The organism is Pseudomonas fluorescens group sp. PF-1, assembly GCF_054481335.1.
Map to the genome: position 1 here is coordinate 1,772,740 of NZ_JBTMNG010000002.1, position 22,799 is coordinate 1,795,538.

Genomic DNA, 22,799 nt, shown 5'->3' on the forward strand with positions numbered 1-22,799 from the left:
CTCGCGACATTACACTGAGTGTTGTGGGCCTTTCTTATAGGTAATTCACATCAATCAATGCTCATGGACATGTGAATGGATGGTCAGGGCACTAGGTACCTTTGTGCGTTGGAGCCCCCCACGTTCCAGCCAACAGAGGGTCTGCTCGTAGGCACGCTGCAGCAAAGACTCGGTCTGGTCAAAGTTGAACACCGAGACATCCACAGGACACAAGGGCGGGACGATGTGCAAGCTGGTGAGAGTGCGGAAGTGTTCGATGTCGCTCACCAGTTGGCGCATGCTCATCAGATTGACGGTATGCAGGGCTAAGGCGACCAGGCCTCGGGGCGGTTGTGTTAGGGCGCAACTCACTCCGGTGGGGATTACCACGACGTTGGTGGCTCCCAAGTCTACGGCAGTCGAAATAGGTGTATTGCTTGCCACGCCGCCGTCAACCAGGAACTGATCGGCGATTTGTACGCAGGGGAACACCAGAGGGATAGCAGCGCTGGCCAATAACGCCTGTTTGAGTTCGCCACTGGACAGAACAGTCTCGGCACCACTGAGCAGGTCGGTGGTGACGATGTAGAGGGGTAGCCTCGCCTCTTCAATACGATGAATGGGCAGTGCCTTATCCAGCAATCGGTTCAAGGCCGCTGGCTGCAACAGAAAGCCACGCCGTTTGATCAGTCCCCTACAGGTATCGAGCCAGGAGAGGGGGAAGATGTCAGATTTACCTAGCCCGCGCCAGAAACCGGCGAGGGCCTCGACGCCATCGGAATCGGGCCGTGCGGCAAAGTAGGCACCATTGATAGCGCCTACCGAAGCACCAACCACAATATCGAATCGAAGATTGGCTTCGACCAAGGCCCGCAACATGCCAACTTGGACAGCGCCCAAACTGCCGCCGCCAGCGAATACGATTGCGGTTTTGGTCGCCATGCTCGAAGTCTCTGTGCGGTAATGCGTCGAATCAGTGTAGCTGACGAGTCAGCATTCCTTTCGGGTGTTCGCTACATGATCGAGACGCCGCAAGCCGGCAAGGCCCGGCTCGACGGTAGTGCTTTAGCTTTATTACGGATCGGCGCTACAAACGTAATCGACCTCATGGGGGTACCCTCTAGCTATCCTCAAATCAACCCGAGCTGGTGATTCAAAACCTGTTCGTGTAACTGAAATACTGACGAAACATTCCGGCCATATCATTCGCGTCACCGAACCTGGGAGGGTTGGAGATGAATCGGCCATCAAGAAGTGTGCGCAAACTGCTCGACTCCGTCGCCACCAACAATGAGACAGCGGCGCTTGATGTTATGCGTGCTGCCGAGCAGCTCCAGGATGAGGTGTTGCGCCAACGATTGCTCAACCTGATTCATCAGCTCAATCAAGACGCCAATGACTTACGAATGGCACGGGACGATATCCAGGGTGGAGCCATCAAGCTCGCGTGACCCGCGTCCACCACTTCTAAGCTCGTTCGCCTAAGCCACGCAAGGGTGGCGCGATGAACAGCTTTATCTCAATTCAGGTAGTGCTGGGCGGTGACGCTTCAAGCTGGCGGTGACTCCAGCTCTACTTGAAGCACTTGAGCCCTCAATTGATGCACGACTGAATCACCTACTCGACTCGCATCATCCACGGTGAGGGGGCGACCAGATCAATCAGCTTGTTGGCGCCGACGCCGAATTGATCCAGTTACCGAGATGCCACTGACCCAGTCTGATACCTAGCGAATCATTTCCTGTGCTGGATTTCTGCCGATTGGAGTTGGGTCAGTCTTGCGTCGGCATGTAGGTCAATTCGGCGTTGGCGCCAACATGGAGGCCTTTACAGTTCCAGTGTGTCCCTGGTCATAGGCCCATCTGGGATAGGTAAAACGACTTTGGGTCTCAAATTTCTGGCTGAGTCGACGGTGGATACACCAGGACTGCATTTTGGCTTCTACGAGAGCCCACAACGGCTGCGACTCAAAGGCCAATCGTTGGGTATCGACATCAAAGGTATGGAAGACAGCTGCGCGCTGATGATTGCCTGGCAGCCTACTACAGAAGGCCTGCTGGATGGACTGGGCGCACGACTGCTGAGTATCGTTGAAGAAAAAGGCATCAAACGCCTTTTCATCGATAGCCTTAGTGGTATGACACGCGTCTCGACAAATCCTGCGAGGGTTACTGACTTCTTCAGTGCTCTGATGAACGAGCTGCGATCAAGGGGCGTCACGGTATTTGCATCCTGGGAAATGCGCGATCTTTTTGGCTCCGAGGTCAGCGCACCAAACTCTGATCTTTCCAGCATCGTCGACAACCTGATGCTGATGCGATTCTCTGAGAATCACTCTGAACTAAGCAGGACGCTTTCCATTCTTAAAGTACGAGACAGCTCTTACGACCCTTCGCGATTTGAGGTCGTCATCCATGATCAAGACGTTTTCCTGAAAAAGGCTTCAAGACATGAACCATCAGTCCCCACTGAGTCATCTCCCGGTTCAATTTCTTAAGCTTTTGAGTGGACTGAACTAAAATGACCACCATCTTGGTCGTCGACGACGAGTATTTGCTCGCTGACATTCTCAGCCTCGCGCTGGAGGATGAGGGGTTCATGGTGGTAACGGCCAGCAATGGCCGAAAAGGACTCGAGGTTCTTAATAGAGAACAGCCAGCCTTGATCATCACCGACTTTATGATGCCGGTTATGGACGGCCTGGAATTCGCCACAGCCGTCCGAGCTCTTCCTTCCGCTAATCAATTGCCGATCATCTTGATGAGCGGTGCTCAGGCACACATCGGTATGCAGAGATCGGATCTGTTTGATGCGGTGTTGGCAAAGCCATTCAACATCGACTTGATCATTGCCGAAGTTAAAAAGCTCCTAGCTTCTGATTAATGGGTGTTCGATCTACATCCCCAGATCAACCTCAAGCCTGGCACCCCTCAAGCCCTGTGGCAGCTTTGCGACTGGCATGAGTTGTAACAGCTCATCCGCAAGATATTCGGCATTAGCGGGATAGATGTACCCGTCCGAACATGTCATCTACCCGCAGCGTTGAGGGCACTAATAAACGCCGTGACGGAAGAGCGAGCCTGGGTGCGTCTACATGGACTTGACCGATACGACCTCAACATACTTGTACTTCTTCCTGGCAGCCTTCACAGCATCCTGTTCGGCAAGCAACGAGCTCAACGTGTCGGCCTCGTGAATCAACTCCACCATCTTCCCCTCAAATTCGTTCCCAACACGGAGCGTGACCCTAAGCCTAGGTGTAAACGCTTTCGCGACTTTCTTCTTGGCTACGGGAGCTGCCACCGTCTTCGTCAACACGACCTCTTGCACAGGCTCGTGTACTGGAGGAGCGGTAACCTGCACTTCAGGCTGATCAGTACCGAACAGGGCACGACGCATTTCTTCTTCAGTTAAATCTGGATTCATAGAACATCTCAACGGAGTGGTACTTAGCAAAAAGGCTCTACTAGGATTGCTGCTCACCAGTATCCCCTGGGAAAATGTAAGGACGTCACATCCCAAGTTCGATTTCGATCCGATAGCCCCTCAAGTCTAGGGAAAGCTGATCCTTTGGCAGTCGTATAATGAGCCCGTCAGCTAAGTCACTGAATGACGAGCGAACAACGTGACCGTGCCATGAACTGGCCTTCGATCCGGAACGAAAGCTCCCAGTCGCTCCTGGGCAATTTTCAGTATATTCAAAACATCTTGGCTCACCCTGTCGGTGGACAGGTGTTCAACGACTCGTCTAGACGGAGCGGATGCGCTACCTCGCATCTCTACCACCGCTTGGAGCAGCCCGTCTGAGCCAAAATGCTCAAGGGCCATCTCCCATAGCGGAGCTTCCTGCGTCATATCCAGGCGGGCCCTAGTCATTAAGGAGTTCCAACGGTATGAGGCTCTTTCTAGATTGCGAGTTCACACTGCTCAGCGCCGAAGCCAAGCTGGTGTCCTTAGCATTGGTCGCTGAGGATGGGCGCGAATTCTACGTCGAATTGCTGGACGCATGGCAATTAGCGGACTGCAGCGAGTTCGTGGTGAGGATCGTCCTTCCACAGCTCTGGGGAGGAATTCACGCTATGCCCGTCATAGAGGCGAGGAAAGCACTGCTCGAGTTCATCGTGTCGTTTGATGAGTTTCTGGAGATTGTCACAGACGCCCCTCAATACGACTGGGAGCTTTTTTGCGAGCTTGCATACGATGGTGGGAAGTGGCCACAGAATGTGCGGAACCAGCCCACTAACGCGACCACCCTGACCGCGCTCAATGATGGGGACGAGCTCCCACACCACGCTCTTTTAGACGCCAGAATCATAGCCGGTATGTTCAGCCTTGGAACTTATCCGATTTAGCGACATGGCCTCACATAGCCAACTCGACCGCTACTCAATATCACCGGTCACGGCGAGACCATAGCGGTCACATTTCGCAATAAACTTAATGGCGAAATGGTAGCAAAACGCCACTCAACGGCTACGCTCAATGATTTACCCGTGAGATAGGTACGCCATGTCGACGATTGAGATAGAGCCGATAGTAGCTGATGATTTCGAGACTTGGCTGAACGGACGCCCTAAATGGTTGCAGACAGCAGCTCGAATGCTGATCGACTCGAAGCGACAGCTGAACCAAGAGGAGATCAAAACGCTAGCTAGGCTTTGCAAGCTCGAAGCCAAGGATGAGGCTGATCCAGGATTTCTGACCGTAACACCTGGTACGTTATCGCAGGCAGCCAACAGACCCTTGCTTCGGATTGACGAGATCCTTGATGTGCATGGGTTGAACGCAATCAAAGCGGGCGCCAATCTCTCATTCGGCAAAAGTAATCTCGCGGTGATCTACGGACAGAATGGAACTGGCAAGAGTGGATTCGCACGGTTGCTAAAGCAGATCTGCGGATCACGTTCCAAGGACGAGATATACAGCAATGTCTTCGATCCAACCCCTACGGCATGCCGTGCTCATTTCAAGGTGTCCATCGACGGCAAGCCCGCTGATGTTCACTGGGATATCCCCAGCGGCCCCCACAAAGCTCTGCGGCATGCACAGGTGTTCGACAGCAAGGCTGCCCAACAGTACATGGGCAGGACTGAGGCATGCTATGAACCCAGCCGGATGAAGTTTGTATCGGCGCTGATCGCCACAGCGGACGCCGTTAACGCAGAGCTTGCGGGAGAAAAGGCATTACTCAACAAAGCACTACCCGCCATCCCAGAGATCCTAAATCAGACTGCCGAAGCGAAATGGCTTCAGGGCCTGAAGGGTACGACTACTACCGCGAGCATAGATAAGGAATGTCTGTACACCGACCAACTTGATCGGGAGCGTATAGAGAACGAAGCCTTGCTCGCAGAGAAGGATATTGCTGGTCGGCTTTTGGCCATCAACAAAGAAAAAACCGCACTGAAAAATATTGAAACAACGATGTCGACACTCCAGCTGGGATTGAACGACGCAGCAGCGGTTGAGCTGGAAAATCTGAAAAATACAGCCGTCCAGGCAAGAAGCACCTGCGAAGAGGCGGCGGTAGCCATTTTCGGGAAAGCAGAGCTTGAGGGCGTCGGCTCTGCGACCTGGCAGCAGATGTGGGAACACGCGCGCGCTTACTCTACTGGCATGGCCTACGCTGAATCTCCGTTCCCCAACGTTTCTGCTGATTCACGTTGCGTGCTTTGCCACCAACGCCTCGGCGAGGAGGCAAAAGTCCGCCTGGCAGGGTTTGAAAAGTTTGTAACTGACGGCCTCGAGACAACCGCCAAGAGAGCTGAAAATAGTTTTACTGATCGCAAAAAGCGGCTGCCAGCGCTTCCAGGACAAGCGGACTGGATTGTTCAAATGTCCACTCTGGGCTTCGAAGAGACTGATGGGATCGCCTGGCTTGGCATGCTGAAAGCGCGGCTTGATCAAATTGTACTGGGGAGCCCTGTCGGCACCTTGCAGCTTTTCGACTGGTCGAGCATAAACGAAGCGGCAAAAGCTAAGTCTGCAGACCTGATTGCCGAAGAAGTAAGCCTGTCGGCCCTGCTGAAGGATGAGCATCGCCAGGCAATGCAAGACCGCGTTCAGCGCCTGCAAGCCAAGCAGTGGCTCTCACAAAACAAGGCCTCCATCAGCGCTGAAAGGGCTAGGCTGATCGCAGTTGCAGCTATAGACAAAGCTTCACGCTCAGCCGCCACCAACTCCCTGACCACCAAGAAAAATGAGCTGGCCAAGACCGAACTGGATGCTGGTTACCAAGCTCGATTCATCGAAGAGTTGAAGCTTCTAGGCGGCCACCGCATCCCAATAGCTCCACAGAGTAAATCTGGCGGCAAGGGGAAGATTACCTTCGGTTTGAACCTGGTAGGTGCACATGGCTCTCACGGCCTGGAATACATCTTGAGCGAAGGTGAAACCAGAATCGCCGCACTGGCCGCGTTCCTTGCGGACACCACAGGCTCAAACCAGCTGGCCCCGTTTATTTTCGATGACCCGATATCTTCACTTGACCAAGATTTTGAAGAGAAGGTCGTCGAGCGCCTCGCGTCCTTGTCACAGACAAGGCAGGTCATCATATTTACCCACCGACTTTCTCTTGTGGCCCAGGTAGAAGCTGTTATCAAGAAATGGGAGCAAACGCCAGGGATGCCCTCCGTCAAGTCGTCGCTGACATCACTTCGGAGGATGGAAAAAACTGCAGGCATTGTCGCCACTGCGAGTGCTAGAGACTTGAGACCGGAAAGCGCTGTCAGGGGTTTAATCGACAATACGATTACCCGTCTGAGAAAGCTTCAGGAGAAGGCTGAGGTCGAGACTTATGAGGTGCTCGCCAAGAGCGCCTGCAGTGACTTCAGGATCATCGTCGAAAAGACGATTGAGTACGTTCTCTTGGCGGATGTCGTCGGTCGCTTCAGGCGTGCAATCAATACCCAGGGCAAGCTGTACAAGGTGGCCAAGGTAACAAATGACGACTGCAATTTCATTGATGACCTAATGACCCGCTACTCAGTGTTTGAGCATGCTCAGTCTGAGGAGATGCCAAGCAGCGCTCTTGAACTGGATGTGTTCGAGGCCGACGTAACAGCCCTGCAAAACTGGATCACCGAGTTTGGATCTCGAACCAGTTAATTTGAGTCATTGAGCATGGGTCAGAATCAAGCCAAACCCTCTGATTCTGGCCTGCTCCTAGACAGCCTGACCCGACTACCCCCTTCCGGGGCAGATATGGGATGGGACAAACAAGGAGTTTGTTGAAAAGTTTGATTGGGCTGGGTCTCGGATTTCGATCTACATTCCCAGCTCAGCCTCAAGCCGGGCCCCCTTCAAACTGGGCGAAAGCTTTCCGACCGGCATGGCCTTCAGTAACCCATGTGCAAGATGCTCGGCGTGAGCGGAATAGATCGCGATCCTGCCTGACTCAACCGGCCTGTAAGGCACAACTGCGCCTACAGCGACTTGAGCAATTCTCAGTATATTCAGCACGTCACCGCCAACGTGGTTGCTGTCCAGGTACTCGACAGTTGGACGAGCTGCAGGCCGAGTGCCAGCCCAAATCTCGACCACAAATTGATGGAGACCTATGGAGCCAAGGTGTTCCAGAGCAGTCTTCCACAGCTGTCCTTCCTGTGACATTTTCAGTCGGGTGCTGGTCATTTACACGTCATTCAGAAATCACGGTTGTTCGAACGTGGTTGTTTTCAGATATCTACGAACAGTAGCTTCGGACAGCCCTAATTTTTTCGCGATCTCCACAACGGGCACTCCGTCATTCTTCAATCGACTGGCCTCAAGCGCGTTAGCCGCCGCTCCAGATCTGGCTGGTCGACCAGGAGGTAGTTTTCCAGCCCGAACCAGCGACTCAATTTCGAGATCGATACCGGCCTTTTTGATTCTGGTCAGTTGCTTCGAGAGACGTTTTAGACCGTCACTGAATGACTCGTGAGCTTGCAGCGAGGTCGCCATCAGAATCAGCGCAGCCGGGTCGAGATCTAAAATCCCTGCGAGCCGTACCAGGACGTCAAGCGTGATGCTTACTTCCCCCCGCTCTATCCGGCTGAGATGAGAGCGCCCGATGCTGTTGATGTCCTCTTGAGACAGGCCTTGCCCTCTGCGAATCCCACGAACCACGACGGCCAGCGCTTCTGCCGCATCCATCGGTATTTTCCCCAAGCAAATTTGAGGATAAGGCCACATCCAGATCAGTCATAACACGCCTTTTTAGGTTCATTATGATTGCCTCTTGGCTTGCATAGCGGTTTAATGGTCTTACCCAAGAGGCCAAGGCATGGCTGGCGTGATTCAGCCAGGCTCCCGTGAGCGGCGGCCAGAAGGGTCATATTGTCAATTTGATGAAAATTACTGAAAGGAAACCCTATGGCTAGCGTCGAAGAATCCGACGTTTTAGGTGGGCCACGTACCCCCCGTGATGGTCTGTCTAGCAGTTCAGAAGCTCGAGCTTTCGTATCCCAAAACTTTCCTGGCAAGCCGTACTGCCTGGTCGAAGAGTGGACAGTTTTTCGCATCGACATCACGCCTGATGAGCTCGCCAGAGTTCATGCAGCCGGCCAGCTCCCAATGATCGTATTTGCTCACAATGTGATCGAGGACAGTCAGGGACGTTTTAAGCAAGGTGACTGGGTTCGTTCAAGCATGTGCACCAGTTTCAATGACGGCGTCGTGTTCGAAACCAGAAATACGGCTTACGTCTTGATTGGCCCAGGTCATGAACAACCTGCGAGCCTGAAAACCATTTTTTCCTTTTTCTAACCTGCGCTCCGTAACGGAGCCCCTTGAGACCCAAGAACATACGATGTTTAGAACACACGACGACGACATGCTCGGCCTACCGGGCATGTTTGGGGAAGGTCAATGCCAATGGGTTCAGGTATCCAGATTACTTCGTACTCACTGGTATCACGTCACAGTCCAGACCAAGCACCAAGGCCGAATCACCGAGGCGGCTCTGATGGTGGACAGCGAACCTCGGCTCCAACAGATGCTAATAGCGCAGGATGCCGAGACCATCATCACAGAGGTGCAAGTAGTCACTCCCGCCCACATGAATGGCACCGAAAGCTGGCGCATGGAGACACTGACCAAAGTGACGCTTGGTGAAGACGAGAACGAGTCCTTCGTCTGCCTACTGGAAGTAGAGACAGGCGCCAAGTACCACAGCTCTCACCAAGCTGGGTTCAGAAGCGACTTGCTGACCAATCTAAACCCGATTTTCCACGCGGACATGATTCGCAACGCCTGAAATTTACGAGACGTCTGCACGGCATCAGCGTGGATGATTCCGTGTCGGACTCCTGGTCGCGCCATACCATGGAGGGCATGCAAATGGAGCAGAAAACCAAACAGGCTCCAGTCGCTAATGCCGAGGGAACGATCAAATCTATAGATACTACGAAGCATACGGTGACCATCTCCCACGGAGCTGTTCCAGCCGTGCAATGGCCTCCGATGACCATGGCTTTTTCCGTAACGGAGAATCAGCTGGCAGGGCTGATGGTCGGAGACCATGTATCATTTTCCTTTAGGCAAGAGGGTGGAAAAGCCACAATCGTTTCCATTAAAAAATAAGGCCGTAACGAGCAAGAAGTACCGGCGCGCTCTGCCGTGCCGGTTTGAAATCTAGCGGTGGATCCAGCCAAGGGCGAATTCAGCTAGGCTTCTCGCATCGGTTACTCACGGACGATACTCATGCTAAATAACTCTGACGCCAACATAGCTACAGCGGACGCCCTCACACTGCTCCTGCACAATCAGCATGCCTTAGCTGCGGCCATAGAAGAAGTTACCAAGTGGCTTTCAGAGAATGGAGTGGGGAGTGTCGCCGACAACGCGGTTGCTGCCATGGAAACGCTGGACACAAATGCCCGTGGCATCACGGACGCCATCATGCGACTACGCCAGTTGTAGGCATCCTCACCCACTATGATGGAGGCACAAGAGCTCAAAGCCGGAGGCCAGCGATGGAGTGTACTTTCACCCTGAAATATCTATTACCAGCGGGCGACAGGGATGTGGATGCGGTATTGGATCGCTTGGCGGAAGAAGGCTGCGATGATGCGTTGGTAGGCGTCGGACTGCCCGGTTACCTGGCGTTGGAGTTTGTCCGTGAAGGCACCTCATCACATCACGCAATTGAGAGCGCCATCGAAGACGTGCGCCGAGCCGTACCTACCGCACGCTTGATCGAGGTAGCAAGCCGACCCAGCGAACGTAGCATTTAGGATGTAGAAATCATGGCGTACACATTCAAAGATTACTCAGCGCGCGAGTGCCTGAATCAGCAAAAGCTGTTCACAGCTCCTGCTGGTGCCTACGGCTCCACGTTTGTCTGATGCTGCCGTTCATTGAAGAGTACAAATCCGGCGCGCCTTCCCCTGCTGGCATCTGGGCACAACTAGGAATACCTAACCGGGGCTCTGCGCTTCATGAGCGCATTCGTGAAGGACTACCTTTTTCGTTCCTGGAACTGCTAGCAAAGCTGGTTCAGATCGAGATGAGGTTGCTCAGTGAGGGAGTTGGCATATCGAGGTCTATGCTTGGCCGCAGGATGAAGACGGGGCGTCTCACACTGTCCGAGAGTGACCGCCTTATCTCATTTATAACTGTGTACGAGCACGCCATTGCGCTGTTCGAAAGCGATTCAGTCGCTACATCAAAATGGATGATCACACCGCTTCGTGCGCTGGGTTCGAGTCGTCCACTCGACATGCTAGGAACGAGAGTGGAATCGAATGCGGTCTTAGATCTTATAGGTCGATTAGAGATGGGAGTGCTGGTGTAGTTCACAAGGCGGTAGTCGAGCACAATTCAGTCCTGGCATCCTATCGCTCCTTCGAGCCGACGGCTCGGCTCAGTACGCCAACAAGATCGCAGATAGTCATCGCACGAATCGGCTGAGTGATCGTCGACTCGCTATCACTTGCTCTCGTATCTCGTCTGGGTCAATCGACATGCCGCCATTGGGCGTCACGCGAAGCGACTGCAGTTTATTAAGGCCAGCAATGAAAGCGCGATCTCTCGCTTGCTCTGAGCCAGATCTTTTGTCACGCCAAACGAATTCGATGCATCGCCATAACAAATTCATACCGCTCTCCATTGCCGTCGAAAGATTGAACGCATTTCCATTGATGGGGGACTGTAGTGGCTTTTCGTTCCGCATCGACCACCTAGGCTTAACCGGGCGTATTAAATGAGTGCGCGATTCGCCGCGAGATATTGGACAACTTGCTCGAGTCCCGTCCGGCATGTGATGAGGTCTCTAGGTCGACTACTCAGGCCACGATTCTCGCTGCTTAGCCAGATTTTTGCATTTAGCTCGTTTCCCGCGACCGCGAGCAATGACTGATACATCTCAACTAAAAGCAAGGCCCGCCGCCAAGCTTCAGTGCTAGGTTGAAGCAGTTCATGTCCGTGGCGTAAAAGCTGCACCGTGGAAACCTGCATGTCCAAAACAGCTGATAGTTCAGCGTCATTAAGTCCTAGGCCTTCGCCAGCCCGAATAAATGCTGTGCCAAGTACAGCGCTTTCTGCGCTCGATGCGGATTCCATGCTGCACCATATGGTCGGTGATGACTGATCTGTAACGTAATTCTATGCTGTGTAACGCTGCTTACGTTACAAGTCAAAAGGTACGTTACAGTCTGTGATTAATCTCATAAGGCAAGCGGAGCGCGCAGGCGTGCGGGATGGAAGCCCGCAGGGCCGAGACGTGGCTTTGCCATGGCTCGGTTCACGACAGCCGCTCCCCGAAGGGGCACGCACAAACAACAGGATTTGTGAGCTGTGACGCTAAACGATCAGGCTCTGGAGAACCCGCCAACCCGAGAGCCATGGTGTGAGTAAATCGCCCCCACATTCCCGCTACAACCCCAGTTCAGCCTCAACCTTCATGCCGCGAAGCTTCCTAGGAAGTGCCTTCGGGGGGGGCACCACCCAAGTGCTTTGGAAATGCACAGATGCCAGATATCAACCTGAACATAAAGCACGCCATCAGCCTTGTCCTGGGGCATGAATCCAAGCGACTTTAGTACCTGTTTAAGAACGTTGATGACGCCCCGAGGGTAACGACCGCGACCGGAAGCAACCCCCATTACGATAGCCATCTGCGACCTCTCTCAGCCTTTTTCGGAGTTCTTTTTTGCTCATCCGAGAAGCGACTATCCGCCAGATGAGCTCCACTTCCTCTAGATCCATCCCCTCTGGCGGTATGTCACCGTAATCTTCGTAGTGCTCGATCCCCAGAGGCAGCCCAAGCTGAGTGCGTTCCAAGGTTTGCACCTGACTTTTCTCGTCGCAGCAGAGCACCAACACCTTATCTGGCTAGGCCAGGTACTAGCCGATGATATCCCCGAATTTCTTGTCAAACTGCAGGTCGTTCGACAGTTTTAAGGTGCGTGTCAGATGAGGTTTCAAGTCATTGGTCGCCCACAGTTTATGCACGGTAGTCGCTGATATGCCAGCGGCACGGGCCATGCTTTGGCAGCTCCAGCGGGGCTCGCCGATACGAGGTTGGGTGACCTGTTCAAGCACGCGACGGATCGAGTCGGCAGGCAGAGGGGGGGCGTCCTTGGCCAGGCTTGTCGAGCAGGACTTCCAATCTAAACGCTTGAAAACGCTGGCACCAATCGGTGACAGTAGGACGAGAGAAACCAGTCAATCGTGCGATTTCTTCTCGCGTTGATCCTTGCGCCGTGAGCAAGATGACGCGGGCTCGACAGCCATCGCTGGCTGATGGTGGCGGAGCGTATGCGACGGCTCTGTTCGGCAAGTTCTTCAAGGCCAAGCGTAATGTCCAGAACTTTCACCAGGAACTCTTCAAGGTAGGGATCGCACTTGAAGTGTAGAGCAAGTAAGGAGAAATTAATTTCGCGAACAGCACACCAGCACCGATACGTACTAAAGGCTATAAGCGACTCGACATGCTACCGTTGCTAGTCCTCTCATCAAACTTCCATTATTTTGATTATCGCAGCCAGTGCCGCTTCTGGGGTCATTTCCTTCCCGAGAGATCCTGCTATCTCTGCTATTGCGGCCAGCTTCGACTCTGCATTCCCAACTTCGTTTTCATACGATTTTAGAATGCTCAGAATCTCAGGGTCTTGTGTAAGGTGGACATAAGTCGATAGTGTCTCTCTAGAGGCATGGAAAGAGTCTTTCCGGGCAATAGATAACGCTACATCAAGGATGTTTGCTCTAGATATTTTGCTAAGTTTGTTGATGTTTCTTGCTACTAAAATTGTAAAGTAGCGGTGGCGGAAGTTGTGATGTGACACCCCTTTGAGTAGAACTGCATGTTTAGATGATTTAGTAACTGTTCGATAGTAGGAGTTAAATGTTTTTCGTGCTAGTGGTTGACCAGTCGTTTCGTTTACAAGTATTCGGTCGTGGACTTTGCTTATGGGGTGTTTTTCCCTGGTGGTGATTATAAATTTGTAAATTTCTTGCAGCTCCGAGCGAGGTATTAAAACCTCGCGGAAGAAGCCTTTGTATTTTCCTTTAAGTACAGGTATGCCTTTAACTAAGTCGTTATCTTCATAGGCTCTGATGATGGAGCTTGCTGGGATGTTAATAGCCTCTTCAAGTCGAGCGCCAGTAAACTCCAGAAGGCTGCTGAATACATACCAGCGGTCGATAATGAATTGGTTTGATGTATATTCGAAGATGGCTTTGTGCCAAGCATTCAGTTCCACGTTTCGAATGAAGCTTATGGGTTGAGTTGGAGTTTCCTGTAACTCCTCTATACATGGGTGAGATAAATACCTCAGAGATTTTTGCCTGCTTCGCCTGTAATGATGTTCGATGGCGTTTATCTGGTAGTCATTAGCCGATGGGTCACATGTCATCAGATGGTGAAACGAGTTTTCAGATTGAGTGTGTTCTAGGAGGGATAATACACGTCTTACAGTTCTTTTGATCGTGGTAGAGTTGGCACGATTGGCGTCTTGTAGATACGTGACAAAGTCGTACAAGATTTCGTCATCAGTCTCTAAGAGAGTTTTCCCTTTGTGCTCAAGAAATATCTGAAAGACATTAATGGTTTCAGCGTGACTGAAAACTGTTTTATAAGAGGGGCGCGCACCATAACTGTTGGCGCCGCCTCCAAATTTCGTCAGATAACTGTTCAGCTCCCAGCAAAAATTTCCCGCCGAATCAACCAGAAGTGGTAGTGGCGGGGGGGCGATGTGGCCATGGTTAAAGAGGAAGTCGAGATTTGGGGATTTAGCAACATGGATCATGGCTTCACCAGTGTCAGATAAGTCTTGTTGAGTGCCCTGGCATGGCTTTTAAGTACCTGCTGATATCTGAGATCCTGGCGCGTTTGCTCATCTACTCGGGCCGTTAGCTGCATGTATGCCCGGTAAACCTCACCTAGCGCGTTTTGAAGGCCCTCGATCTGGCCTTTGAGGTTCGCAATTTCTTCGCTCTGGGAGCGCTTTGTCGGACGCGGTTTTGGAGGTGAGTCAGCCTTTGATTCGAATTGTTTATTATAGGCGTCTAAGGTGTTTGCTAGTTGATCAGAGTATTCAGCGTTATAGGGTTCCCGTGAAGTGTTGTATGAGCAAGATGTAACGTCAAGTTCGGGGTCGACCCAGGCAAGCACCGACTTAAAAGAAATTCCGCGCTTACTCCGGTGTGCATCCAGCGAAGGAATGCTCCGGTTATCTTTGACTGCATCCTTTAGCAGGAAGGTTTTGGTCAGCAAACTTTTGGTCTTGGCCTGCTTTTCTTGAAGCTTTGCCTGAGAAGTCTCACCTTTGGAATACCTGCTCATTTTATTTGCTCGCGTAGATATAGATTTTCTGGTCGTTCAAGATTTTCAGTTTGATATGGCGGTGGCTGGACAGCTCTCGGAGATGTTCAGCTAGCAGCGCGTGATCACCTAGCTTCACCTGAAGAGAACAATCTGACAAATCTTCCACCAGGTCATAATCTACCAGTACATCTTTCCCCACATGGCCCTCCAGGAATTCCGTGAGGAACTCAAGCGTTTCACGCTCCCAGTCAGGCTGTGTCGAAATGTCGGCGTAGTAAAGAGTAACGCTGGGTTCGATATGGCCCATCATCCAGCGCAGGGGCTCGATGTTTGTCCCTTCACCAAGGTAGAAGAAGAAGGCCGCAAAAAAGCGCCTGAACTGATGCGGACGTGCATACCAGCGATTTTGGTCAATCAGCGGAACTTCAATCCAGTCCGAATACTGATCCAGAAGTTTACGGTTGGTCTGCTCATTTCGATCCGTATCTTTGCGCGCATCCGAGGGCCAAATCGAAGTCATGCCGCGATGGCGATTTTCCATGAAACTAATGTATTCGTAGATAAAGTCCCAAATGACTTTCGGTATCGGGCGTTTAATGATCTCCAGTTCATTACTATTGCTGGTTTTTGGGGTTTTTAACTTTATATCCCATAGGCCATCCATCTTGGAGAGGGTGAGACAGTCCTTGTCTAGCAACGCGGCGCTCAGTAATCGGCAAGCGGTGAATGTGTGTATCAGTATTCGCGTTGTTATGGCATAGAAGCCGATCAGTTCGTTTGTGGAGATGTGGTCTCGTAACTCCGCATAGCATTCCAGTGGCCCTCTCCCAGATGAGCTCTTTCCAAAGGTTTTAATATTGAGTGACTTGAGCTCTACGGGCATCGGGACAGCATCAAATGTCTGTCGCCTGAAAGTGTGTACATTGGATTTTATTGTGGATTCGGCGTATGTCGAAAGGATGTTTGAAGTGTAGTGATTATCTAGGTCTTGTATGTACTTTCGGAGAAGCGGTGCGTAGTCCCTGTGGAATTTTATGGCGTGGCTGATGTAGTGAAATGCAATATTGGTCGGCATTAGTGGGGTCTGATTCTTTTCAAGGAAACCCTCTGATACACTATTTAGAACTTCAGTAATTTCATGCTTGCCGATTTCAAATTTATAAGCCTGATGCTCCTTGATAGTGTGAAGGTACGACAAATTTGTGCATTTGTTTTGAATTGTCGAGATGCTAAGTGAGTGTTCGGTTTCATCGAGATTGCATGCTGATTTGAACTCCCGTCCGTATGTGGTTGCGTTAGTGTTTTTTAGCTTTTGGATTAAAATTTTTTTAGTTATGGATGGGATGTCCATGGTTGCGATTTTTGAGGTGATGTTTTGGCGATTCCTAGTTGTCGAGCCAAGTTCGGAATTTACAGCTGTTATGTTAATGCCCATAAATGCTAAGTCGTGTGCTTCTAAGAAGCTTTTAATATGGTGTGTGGAAATATCGGTGAGGGTGATAATGCGCGGAGTCGGGCTAGAGCGTAATTTGGATTCAAGTACATGATCTACGATTTCGAAAGCTGTGCGTATAAAGTCAGTCAGGGAGTTTGGTCTTTTGGAAGTTGAGCTTTCAATTAAGGCGATAGCAGATGACTTAAGATCCAATGACAACAAATTCCAGATAGCATCTGTTGCCTGGCTGTTGTCGCAAAACTTGTAATTGAAGTTTACTTTTGCGTACTTCGAGCTTGTCGGTGTCTGGGTAGGATCGAGTTTAAATCCTGTCCTAGGTACGAGCCATTCAGATGCGGTGGATTGAGGATGTACCCAGTCCGGAAGGTCAATCGATAATGTTGACGTGGCTTCCCAGTTATGGATCTTAGGCTTCTTCATTCATGACTTCCTCAATGAAATCGAAATTCATGTTTTGTGGAGTTGCATCAGCCAGCATCCTAATCATATTCCGGCTGCCCTCATCCTCGATCTTGGTTATGATTGATTTGCATGTTTCTATCAGGTCTTTGTCGTGCCCATATTTTGCATACGAAACAATGAGTTCTATTGTTTTGGCTGAGCACAGAAAGTAAATTAACCGGTTTGCGTCGCGGGAGCCCGTTAAGCGGCTATTACGCTGGATGTTTTTTACCAAGGCAATGACCTGTTCTTTAGTGGTGTCGTAAGCATTGCCGGTTTTATCGCCTTCAGCGACGGACGCGCCATCAGATACGAAGAGCATAATGTTTTGATGGTCGCGAAGTTTTTTTCTGTGCACGAACTCTTGGATCTCTGGTGGGATGTAGTTTCTCAACGCAGTGAGAAGCGAGTTGCCTAAATAAATGCTAGTCGAAATAGCATCACCTCCACTTTCAAGCCATTTTAATAAGCCCCTGGATACCCTAATTTTAGGCATCGTAGGTTCAGCGTCGATCACCCAAGAGGGTAGCGAGTTGATAATGTCTTTAAAGGCTGCTTTTCTTTTTGTGTCAAGCATTCGATACACTTCGGTTTCGCTAGCGCGAGTTTTACTTGAGCTATCCATTACAAATAGATAATTGGAGTTCAATTTTTTGGCATGAAGCGATCTCATTTCAAGCAACATGCATAGAGCAATGTTCGCATCAAGGTTTTCTACTGTGGCATCGTCGGGTGCGATGGTTCTGGGAGCTTGACGCTCTTTTAATGCGTTGGCTCGGGGTTTGAGTGTTGTGATCGTCACGCCGCCATCTTCACGAATTGCAATGAACTCACCGAATTTAGTTTTTTGGACTTTAGCATTGCATAAGTCTGTAACGTTTATTCCTAATTCGTCGACGATAATGCACATTGCGGCGACTGCAAAATGATCTGTAATTCCAAGATGTTGTTTTATCTTGCTGGTTGACCAGGCGACAGCATGATGAGCGCCAGGGAACGCTTTTCTGGTGTAAAGGCCGCCTTGCTCCTCCGCAATATAAGCGATGAGATTTATGAGTCCATTGGGATGCGACTGCGAGAAGAAACTTACTTTTTGTCCGCTTCTTCGGATAGTTGTGTTTGGATCTAGATTGTCACTTGTTTTTCGAATTGCTGTAATATCGCTTTGTTGGATCATTTTTTGCGTTTTGGAGAATTCGCGATATCCATCAATTACGATGTTTTTGCATTTGGCCAGAATGACTTGCCTGTGCTGTTCTATTTGTCGTGCGATATCGTTAAGTGCAGCCTCTAGAGAGGGGGCTTGGAGTGCGTCGGCTAAGTTTGAATAGCCCAGGATGTTGCACTCCTTTTCGGTGAATACGTCCGACGAGCTCGGGACGGGTGGGAGAAACGTGTTAATAGGTAATTTTTTTGCCTTTTGTAACTTGCTTAAGTAGTGTCGAACTGCACCATAGTCGGAGATGACAGTGACTTCCTTGACTGGCTGTTGTTTGCCCTCTGCGATCTTTTCTCGCCGCTTAGAGAGAAATTTTCGGCATGCAGCTGTAATAATGCCTGGCTTCCTATGCCACTCCGGATCGAGTTGGTGTGCCAGCAGCATGAAACCACTGATATGACTGGCTCTCCGCCTGGGAGGATGCTTGGTCATGTAGTTAAGGATGTCGTCAGGACAGCAGCTTCTGATATCATCCAGGAAATTTTTCGGCAGCTTGCTCATCATCCCCTACCTAAAATCGGTTCAGATAGGTAGTGTAGATCGTGTAGGTGCCTCCGCAAGGGTGAAGATGATGATCAGCAAGGGTATGCAGGGTTTCGGGATGGTAGGCTCCAATCTATCTGAACCTATGCCTGTACTGCTTCCCCTGCAAGCCCGTCTGATGTCCCAGGCGCTGCGTAAGATCACCGGTAACATCAAGAACGCCAACTGCCTGGTGATCTTCATCAACCAGATCCGTATGAAAATCGGCGTGATGTTCGGCAGCCCGGAAACCACCACCGGTGGTAACGCGCTGAAGTTCTACGCTTCGGTTCGTCTGGATATCCGTCGTACTGGCGCGGTGAAAGAAGGTGATGAAGTCGTCGGTAGCGAGACCCGCGTCAAGGTTGTGAAGAACAAGGTGGCTTCGCCGTTCCGTCAGGCCGAGTTCCAGATTCTTTATGGCAAAGGTATCTACCTCAATGGCGAGATGATCGACTTGGGTGTTCTGCACGGTTTCGTTGAAAAATCCGGTGCCTGGTATGCCTACAACGGCACCAAGATCGGTCAGGGCAAAGCCAACTCGGCCAAGTTCCTGGCGGATAACCCGGAAATTGCAGCGACCCTTGAAAAACAACTGCGCGACAAACTGCTGACGCCAGCGCCGGACGTCAAAGCTTCGCCAGTCAAAGAGACTGAAGATGACCTGGCTGACGCTGACATCTGATAAGAACCGATGACTGCCGTACTCGATACCCTCGTCGCGGTGCGGCGAACTGCCATGGACCTGCTCGCACGTCGTGAGCACGGTCGGGTCGAGCTGACGCGTAAGCTGCGTCAGCGCGGCGCTCTCCCCGAAATGATCGAGACAGCACTCGACCGATTGACGGAAGAGGGCTTGTTGTCCGAATCCCGATACCTTGAAAGCTTCGTTGCCTATCGTGCCCGTTCCGGTTATGGCCCTCTGCGTATTCGTGAAGAGCTAAACCAGCGGGGCCTGCAGCGCAGTGACATTGAACTCGCCTTGCGCGAAAGCGGGATAGACTGGCAAGAGCGGTTGGCTGACACCTGGCAGCGCAAGTTCTCCGGGCATCTACCGATCGACAACCGGGAACGTGCCAAACAAGGCAGGTTCCTGGCGTATCGGGGCTTCTCCATGGAAATGATCGGCCGCTTGTTCAGTGGCCGAGGGATGGACGATTAACTAAAACGGCTCGCTATTTCGATAGCGGGCCGTTTTTTATGCCTCACGTAACCTTTGATGGCTCACGAGTCTGCTGTTGCACCTGAGGTTGGGGCTGCGCCCAGTTTTCCGGCAGATTGATGTAGTCCACCAGTTCTCGCAGCCGGCCATGATCACGGGCGTTGAAATTGAAGGCCAATCGCGCCAAGTGGCTGAACTGTGCTTCGTCGTGTTCTTCGCCGCCGTAGACATGTTGATGGAAGTGGTCGCTGAGGCACAGGTCGGCAAATGCCACCTGCATGTGTTCGAGCGCCGGGTCACTGAGTGTGTGGTTCATGCGAATCAGGAATTGACGCTTGAGCCAGCGGCTGGAGTGGAAGTTGCTGTAGAACTGGTTGATGTGCTCCACCGCTTCATCGACGCAGTAGACCAATTTCACCAGTTTCATGTCGGTGGGCAGGATGTAGCGGTTCTCCACCAATTGCTGATGAATGAAGTCCAACGCGACCTGCCAGAATTTGCCGCCCGGGGCATCCAGCAATACGACCGGTACCAATGGCGTTTTTCCGGTCTGGATCAGTGTCAGTACTTCCAGTGCTTCATCCAGCGTGCCGAAGCCACCGGGGCATAGCACCAGAGCGTCGGCTTCCTTGACAAAGAACAGTTTGCGCGTGAAGAAAAAGTGGAAGGGTAGCAGATTGGTAGTGCCGCTAACGGTCGGGTTGGCGTGTTGTTCGAAGGGCAGGGTGATGTTGAAGCCCAGGCTGTGCGTGAGGCCAGCCCCTTCATGGGCCGCGGCCATGATACCGCCACCGGCGCCAGTGATAACCATCAGGTCTGAGCGGGCCAGAGCGGCGCCGAGTTCACGGGCCATTCCGTACAGCGGATGTTCAACAGGGGTGCGAGCCGAACCGAAAACCGTGACTTTACGCCGTCCCTTGAACTGCTCCAGTACTCGGAAGGCCTGCTCCAGTTCGCGCAGGGTTTGAAGGGTGATCTTGGCATTCCAGCGGTTGTGGTCTTCCTGGGCCATGCGCAGCACGGTCAGGATCATGTCGCGATAGATCGGGATGTTCGGGCTGTTGGGTGAAACCAGGTTGAGTTGTTCTTCGACCTTGCTGATGAGGTCGTGGCCGTTTTCTTCAAAATGACGGCTCAAGAGGTCATTCGGTTGGTAAGGCATTCAACTTCTCCTTCTGCACAGAGCCCTCGACATCGACAACGAATTCGTCAATGCCACGACACCTCGTGTGTCGCTGTCTGCCCAGACCCATGCCTGGGCGACCCACTTGACCCGAATGGTTGGCGGATCATCCATACAGGCTCTGTTTTTTCCTTGGGTGAAAGAAACATTCGCAAAGCTTGGTACGTAACGGACGGCCCCTTTCCAGCCCTGAAAAATTGAACGTGGCTAACCTGAAATCTAGACCCTCGCGATGATTTGCGCTGTTTTGATCATTGCGCCGCAAAGTCTTTCCTGGCAACCGCTTATTGACGATTTACAAGGTGGTTTCACCACTCGTCTGAAGGCGCGCCCGGGGGGCTGCATTCTGATTAACTGAATGACAGGTGTATCACAACAACTTGGCGTCAAGGGCAGGGCGCACCGTACGAGCGGTTTAAGGATTTGTCGCTCAACAAGAGCGAGGAGCAAGGAGGCGGGAGCCATGGCAAGAGTCATTCTGGAAATAGAGATCGATACGAATTTGTATCGATTGCTGAAGTCGTCAGCCGAGACCCATCATTTGAGTCTCGAGGAGGAGTGCTGTCGACGGCTTGAGGAAGCAGAGCCGCACTCTCGTTACCTGCAGGCGTTACTGGCGGAGCTGCGCGCCGAAGATGAACAGCGGCGCGCCAAGTCCCACTGATTACTTTTTCTTCTGAGGTGCTTTCGGGCAATCCGATTCCCGGTAGCTGGCCGAGCCGACCGAACGGTTGGACTTCACTTCGGTGAAGTCGTAACGCATGGTTGCGCCTTTGGCCATCAGCTTGCGGTATGACGGGTTGTTGCATACCGAGGCACCGAGTTGGAAATACACGGCTTTTGGATCGGCGCGCATCTTGGTGGCGTGGCTGCTTTGCACGCTCAGGTGGTTGATCAATGTCGTTCCTTCGACGGTATAGCCCTGATCAAGAATGTCTTCATTGATTGCTCGCGGAGTACCAACACTGCTTTGCGCGGCGACGTTTTGCAGCTCTTTGTTCAGATTCTGTTCACTCAAGGATGCAGCCTGGGCGCTGAATGACGACGCCAGCAGAATGGCAGCGGTGGGAACGATAAGGCGCAGCATGAAACTCTCCTGATTCAGTGACTGAGTGCTTCGACCAGTCACATGACTGTGCGTTCAGTGGTGGCGAATTATAGGGGAGGTGGTCGGGACGGTACAGGTTTGCGCTCGGCGCTCTGTTAAACTGTCGGCCTTTATTGCCCTGCCGAGAGTTGTTCGTGTCAATTTCCCCATTTTGTCGGCGTTGCCTTCGATGAGCCATGCTCCCAACGCCGTAGCCCGGCTGCGCGATCAACGTGAAGAGGAAGGCATCAAGCCGATTCAGGCCCGTGGGTGGCGGGCAACCCGTTGCCGCGATTGTCGTGTAATCGAGAGCCATTGCCTGTGTGCCTGGCGCCCGCAGGTCGAAACCCGCTCCGGTGTGTGCCTGATCATGACCAACAAGGAAGTGTTCAAGCCGAGTAATACCGGCTGGCTTATCGCCGATGTGGTGCGGGACAATCACGCGTTTATCTGGTCGCGCACCGAGGTCGACCCAAAGCTGCTGGCATTGCTATCCGACCCGCAATGGCAACCTTACCTGGTGTTCCCGGGCGAATACGTCGCGCCTGAGCGGGTGACCCATGGTGTGACGCCTGATAGCACCAAGCGGCCGCTGTTCATATTGCTCGACGCGACCTGGACCGAAGCCCGCAAGATTTTTCGTAAAAGCCCCTACTTCGACGCATTGCCGATCCTCAGCCTGCTGCCGGAAAAACTCTCCCGCTATCAGTTGCGTCGCTCTACACGCAGTGAGCATCTGTGCACTGCGGAAGTGGCAGCCTTGTGCCTCGATCTTGCCGGCGACGCGCAGGCGGCGTCGGCGCTGGACGCTTATTTCGACGTCTTCAGCCAGCATTACCTCGATGCCAAGCGGCAGCTTGAAATGAACGTTGAAACAGCGGCGCACGCTGAGTTGATGCCATTCGTGCAGGGTAACGCCGCCTCAATGAGCTAATTGTCGCCCATACTGCAAAGAACTGTCCGGCCCATGCACCTTGACCACCCCGGCTACGCTGGGCATGCTT

Annotated in this window: 23 protein-coding genes and 3 pseudogenes; 15 read left to right on the forward strand and 11 right to left on the reverse strand. The window is 52.0% G+C overall.

The genetic code is table 11. The features are described 5' to 3' along the window. Positions 1-54: 54 nt before the first annotated feature. A complete protein-coding gene (locus tag ACX3YD_RS22865) occupies positions 55-921 on the reverse strand; it encodes a patatin-like phospholipase family protein (protein ID WP_458961106.1) in 867 nt (288 codons plus the stop codon). 293 nt (positions 922-1,214) lie between these two features. Here ACX3YD_RS22865 and ACX3YD_RS22870 point away from each other — a divergent pair, with 293 nt between their 5' ends. From ACX3YD_RS22870 to ACX3YD_RS22880, 3 genes and pseudogenes are all read left to right on the forward strand, one after another. Continuing rightward, entirely contained in the window at positions 1,215-1,430 is a 216-nt protein-coding gene (locus tag ACX3YD_RS22870) for a hypothetical protein (RefSeq protein ID WP_458961107.1), read from the forward strand. A 368-nt stretch (positions 1,431-1,798) separates the two neighbouring features. Continuing rightward, positions 1,799-2,476 (forward strand): annotated as a pseudogene (locus ACX3YD_RS22875) (ATPase domain-containing protein); the annotation flags it as partial. Between the two features lie 23 nt (positions 2,477-2,499). Then, positions 2,500-2,862: a response regulator gene (locus ACX3YD_RS22880; RefSeq protein WP_458961108.1), complete on the forward strand. Its 363-nt coding sequence runs from the start codon at positions 2,500-2,502 to the stop codon at positions 2,860-2,862. Between the two features lie 207 nt (positions 2,863-3,069). Here ACX3YD_RS22880 and ACX3YD_RS22885 read toward each other — a convergent pair whose 3' ends face one another. Beyond that, a complete protein-coding gene (locus ACX3YD_RS22885; RefSeq protein WP_458961109.1) occupies positions 3,070-3,405 on the reverse strand; it encodes a hypothetical protein in 336 nt (111 codons plus the stop codon). 467 nt (positions 3,406-3,872) lie between these two features. On the opposite strand from ACX3YD_RS22885, the gene ACX3YD_RS22890 reads away from it, so the two are divergent. Next, entirely contained in the window at positions 3,873-4,331 is a 459-nt protein-coding gene (locus ACX3YD_RS22890) for a 3'-5' exonuclease family protein (RefSeq protein WP_458961110.1), read from the forward strand. A gap of 157 nt (positions 4,332-4,488) precedes the next feature. Continuing rightward, positions 4,489-7,086: an AAA family ATPase gene (locus ACX3YD_RS22895; RefSeq protein ID WP_458961111.1), complete on the forward strand. Its 2,598-nt coding sequence runs from the start codon at positions 4,489-4,491 to the stop codon at positions 7,084-7,086. A 543-nt stretch (positions 7,087-7,629) separates the two neighbouring features. Here ACX3YD_RS22895 and ACX3YD_RS22900 read toward each other — a convergent pair. Beyond that, positions 7,630-8,112, reverse strand: a complete 483-nt coding sequence (locus ACX3YD_RS22900; protein WP_458961112.1) for a helix-turn-helix domain-containing protein — start codon at positions 8,110-8,112, stop codon at positions 7,630-7,632. 219 nt (positions 8,113-8,331) lie between these two features. Between ACX3YD_RS22900 and ACX3YD_RS22905 the strand changes: the two genes are divergently transcribed. From ACX3YD_RS22905 to ACX3YD_RS22930, 6 genes are all read left to right on the forward strand, one after another. Then, positions 8,332-8,724, forward strand: a complete 393-nt coding sequence (locus ACX3YD_RS22905) for a DUF6957 family protein (protein ID WP_458961113.1) — start codon at positions 8,332-8,334, stop codon at positions 8,722-8,724. A gap of 43 nt (positions 8,725-8,767) precedes the next feature. Then, a complete protein-coding gene (locus ACX3YD_RS22910; protein ID WP_458961114.1) occupies positions 8,768-9,214 on the forward strand; it encodes a hypothetical protein in 447 nt (148 codons plus the stop codon). 14 nt (positions 9,215-9,228) lie between these two features. Then, the gene (locus tag ACX3YD_RS22915; RefSeq protein ID WP_458962078.1) at positions 9,229-9,540 is read left to right on the forward strand and encodes a copper-binding protein; all 312 of its coding nucleotides are present in this window, start codon (positions 9,229-9,231) and stop codon (positions 9,538-9,540) included. Between the two features lie 120 nt (positions 9,541-9,660). After that, complete coding sequence (locus tag ACX3YD_RS22920) at positions 9,661-9,879, forward strand: hypothetical protein (RefSeq protein ID WP_223414687.1); 219 nt, start codon at positions 9,661-9,663, stop codon at positions 9,877-9,879. A gap of 53 nt (positions 9,880-9,932) precedes the next feature. Continuing rightward, a complete protein-coding gene (locus ACX3YD_RS22925) occupies positions 9,933-10,193 on the forward strand; it encodes a hypothetical protein (protein ID WP_458961115.1) in 261 nt (86 codons plus the stop codon). A gap of 110 nt (positions 10,194-10,303) precedes the next feature. Then, on the forward strand, positions 10,304-10,753 hold the full coding sequence (locus ACX3YD_RS22930) for an antitoxin Xre/MbcA/ParS toxin-binding domain-containing protein (RefSeq protein WP_458961116.1): 450 nt from the start codon (positions 10,304-10,306) through the stop codon (positions 10,751-10,753). A 404-nt stretch (positions 10,754-11,157) separates the two neighbouring features. Here the strand turns inward: ACX3YD_RS22930 and ACX3YD_RS22935 are convergent, their stop codons facing one another. The 6 genes and pseudogenes from ACX3YD_RS22935 to ACX3YD_RS22960 form a co-directional block, all read right to left on the reverse strand. Beyond that, on the reverse strand, positions 11,158-11,520 hold the full coding sequence (locus ACX3YD_RS22935) for an antitoxin Xre/MbcA/ParS toxin-binding domain-containing protein (protein WP_458961117.1): 363 nt from the start codon (positions 11,518-11,520) through the stop codon (positions 11,158-11,160). A gap of 678 nt (positions 11,521-12,198) precedes the next feature. Beyond that, positions 12,199-12,776: pseudogene (locus ACX3YD_RS22940) on the reverse strand (IS630 family transposase); the annotation flags it as partial. A 138-nt stretch (positions 12,777-12,914) separates the two neighbouring features. Next, positions 12,915-14,207 (reverse strand): hypothetical protein, encoded by a 1,293-nt coding sequence (locus ACX3YD_RS22945; RefSeq protein WP_458961118.1) that lies wholly within the window; start codon positions 14,205-14,207, stop codon positions 12,915-12,917. After that, positions 14,204-14,743 (reverse strand): hypothetical protein, encoded by a 540-nt coding sequence (locus ACX3YD_RS22950; RefSeq protein WP_458961119.1) that lies wholly within the window; start codon positions 14,741-14,743, stop codon positions 14,204-14,206. The genes ACX3YD_RS22945 and ACX3YD_RS22950 overlap by 4 nt, the downstream gene beginning before the upstream one ends. Position 14,744: 1 nt before the next feature. Then, a complete protein-coding gene (locus ACX3YD_RS22955; protein ID WP_458961120.1) occupies positions 14,745-16,601 on the reverse strand; it encodes a hypothetical protein in 1,857 nt (618 codons plus the stop codon). Further along, positions 16,588-18,342: a hypothetical protein gene (locus tag ACX3YD_RS22960; RefSeq protein WP_458961121.1), complete on the reverse strand. Its 1,755-nt coding sequence runs from the start codon at positions 18,340-18,342 to the stop codon at positions 16,588-16,590. Before ACX3YD_RS22960 ends, ACX3YD_RS22955 begins: the two co-directional genes overlap by 14 nt. A gap of 145 nt (positions 18,343-18,487) precedes the next feature. On the opposite strand from ACX3YD_RS22960, the pseudogene ACX3YD_RS22965 reads away from it, so the two are divergent. Then, a pseudogene (locus tag ACX3YD_RS22965) lies at positions 18,488-19,048 on the forward strand (recombinase RecA family protein); the annotation flags it as partial. A gap of 9 nt (positions 19,049-19,057) precedes the next feature. After that, a complete protein-coding gene (gene recX / locus ACX3YD_RS22970) occupies positions 19,058-19,525 on the forward strand; it encodes a recombination regulator RecX (protein WP_090467460.1) in 468 nt (155 codons plus the stop codon). A 43-nt stretch (positions 19,526-19,568) separates the two neighbouring features. Here the strand turns inward: recX and ACX3YD_RS22975 are convergent, their stop codons facing one another. Further along, positions 19,569-20,687 (reverse strand): LOG family protein, encoded by a 1,119-nt coding sequence (locus ACX3YD_RS22975; protein WP_458961122.1) that lies wholly within the window; start codon positions 20,685-20,687, stop codon positions 19,569-19,571. Between the two features lie 484 nt (positions 20,688-21,171). Between ACX3YD_RS22975 and ACX3YD_RS22980 the strand changes: the two genes are divergently transcribed. After that, the gene (locus ACX3YD_RS22980; RefSeq protein WP_458961123.1) at positions 21,172-21,372 is read left to right on the forward strand and encodes a hypothetical protein; all 201 of its coding nucleotides are present in this window, start codon (positions 21,172-21,174) and stop codon (positions 21,370-21,372) included. Here the strand turns inward: ACX3YD_RS22980 and ACX3YD_RS22985 are convergent, their stop codons facing one another. After that, positions 21,373-21,795: a PA3611 family quorum-sensing-regulated virulence factor gene (locus tag ACX3YD_RS22985; RefSeq protein WP_103403584.1), complete on the reverse strand. Its 423-nt coding sequence runs from the start codon at positions 21,793-21,795 to the stop codon at positions 21,373-21,375. 190 nt (positions 21,796-21,985) lie between these two features. Here ACX3YD_RS22985 and ACX3YD_RS22990 point away from each other — a divergent pair, with 190 nt between their 5' ends. Beyond that, entirely contained in the window at positions 21,986-22,729 is a 744-nt protein-coding gene (locus tag ACX3YD_RS22990) for a tRNA-uridine aminocarboxypropyltransferase (protein ID WP_047526364.1), read from the forward strand. Positions 22,730-22,799 lie beyond the last annotated feature (70 nt).